At 61.5% G+C, this 1,711-nt stretch carries 1 protein-coding gene and 1 pseudogene; both read right to left on the bottom strand.

Annotated elements, in window-relative coordinates; all coding sequences use genetic code 11:
- Positions 1 to 212, bottom strand: a pseudogene (locus MUB46_RS24095) (hypothetical protein); the annotation flags it as partial.
- 386 nt (positions 213 to 598) lie between these two features.
- Positions 599 to 1,663 carry an AAA family ATPase gene (locus tag MUB46_RS24100; protein ID WP_261618525.1) on the bottom strand — a complete coding sequence of 355 codons (1,065 nt, stop codon included), beginning with the start codon at positions 1,661 to 1,663 and terminating at the stop codon, positions 599 to 601.
- Positions 1,664 to 1,711 lie beyond the last annotated feature (48 nt).

Below are 1,711 nucleotides of genomic sequence, written 5' to 3' on the forward strand. Positions count from 1 at the left end.
ACGTGCTCGGCAGCCCGGCGTTCAAGCGTCGAAAGCTGGTCGGCGCCACCAAGGTCATTGAGGATTTCGTCGCGTATCTGCTGGCAGTGCCGGCTGGCACGGGTCCGGCCGTCCAGGTCTTCAATGGACAGCAGGCGAGCCTTGCCGTTCCCGGACTTGCCGGGGGCATCGTCAGCATAGATGTCAGGTGTCGCGGCTGTATCTGCCTGCATCCGGGTTCCATCTTCGGGCTTCGCGCGTCTCACGACGGGCTATGATTTGTAGCCCATTTGTGGCCCATTTCGCTGCCGAATGTCAATATTATTTTTATCGCTTATAGTTTTCAACGACTTACGCAATGGGCTCAGCGGTTACAAACCGCTTGATTCGTCAAGACACGGGCAGGATATGCACTGAGTGCGCCACCGGTAGATTTTCGGTCCGTCCGGTCTGCGCGTTCTCGAATGCCTCATTCCGCCTGCGTCCCATCCCGCCACAGCGTTACGGCTCGTTACGTTACGCGTTACGTTACGGTTACGGTCCAGCGGGGCGTTACGGCGTTACGTTACGGTTCGGGGTTCTATAAGAACCCGAACATCGTAACGCGCCCTCGTAACGGTCAGTCGTCCGTCGTCTGCCGATTGGCAAACCATCCCTGCTGGCCTTCTAGAACAAGCCCCTTGGATTGAAGGGCTAGCCGGATATCAACGAGGTCGGCCCGGCGCTTCACTCCGATACCGGCATCTCGCGCCCTGTCGTTCCACTCCTCGACTGAGAGCCCGGCGGCTCCAGCCGCGTATAGGATTCCCAGCATCGTCTTTTGATTGGCTGACAGCTTCGGCTCACGCGGTCCGGTCGGCATGGTCGCGGCATCCGTCTCCACGACGACACAGGACGTAATAACATCGCCGTCTTCGTCGGTTCCGACTTCGACGATATCCAGCCGGCTGACGATCCTGTCGCCTTGCGGGCCGTCCTTGGCTAGCTCGCACTCCACGATGACGTTATCGGCGCCGTCCCGCTTCACGGCTAGCTGAGCATCGACGGCACCGGTCAGCGACGTGTGACCGCGCGGACGTGTCCCGTCTATTCCGCAATGGTGAACCACGATGACGGCGCACTGGAAGGCGTCGCGGATGGCGTCCGCCGCTCGGATATAGGCGGTCATGTCCTGGTCGCTGCTTTCGGAACCCCTAAGCGATCGGTTCAGGGTGTCGAGCACCACGGCCACGGGCGGTGCGTCCGCAAGTTGCCGCTTCACTGCCGCGACCAGTTCCTTGTGGTCGCCCACGAGATCCAGCGTCGCCGGCTCCAGGTAGAACGGCACCGGGTCATGATCTTCGGGGAGGAACCGTTGCCGGAACGCCTCGACCCTGGCTTCAATGCCGGTCTGCCCCTCGAAGGCGCAATAGACGACAGGGCCTTGCGTGACGCGGCGACTGCGGTACTCCCAGCCAAGCGCGACATGCATTACCATGTCGAACGTCCAGAACGATTTCCCTGATTTCGGCGGTCCCCATACGACGGTCAGCCCGACGCGGGGGACAAGCCCCTTAACCAGGTATCGCCGCTCGCGCCCCATCTCAATCTTGTCGAACGGGATCAGGTGAATTCGGGACGGAACCGCCGGACGACCAGCCGCAAGCCGGTCAAGTTCGGCGTTGGTCATGTGGTCGGGGAGCATCCGGGGGTTTCCTTCTCTGGGATAGCCGGCGTCTCACGACGCGGGTCT

Source organism: Microbaculum marinisediminis (genome assembly GCF_025397915.1).
Lineage (GTDB): Bacteria > Pseudomonadota > Alphaproteobacteria > Rhizobiales > Tepidamorphaceae > Microbaculum > Microbaculum marinisediminis.

What these genes read in the sequence shown, in the direction of transcription:
- MUB46_RS24100 (WP_261618525.1), bottom strand. Translation starts at nt 1,663, where the DNA reads ATGCTCCCCGACCACATGACCAACGCCGAACTTGACCGGCTTGCGGCT.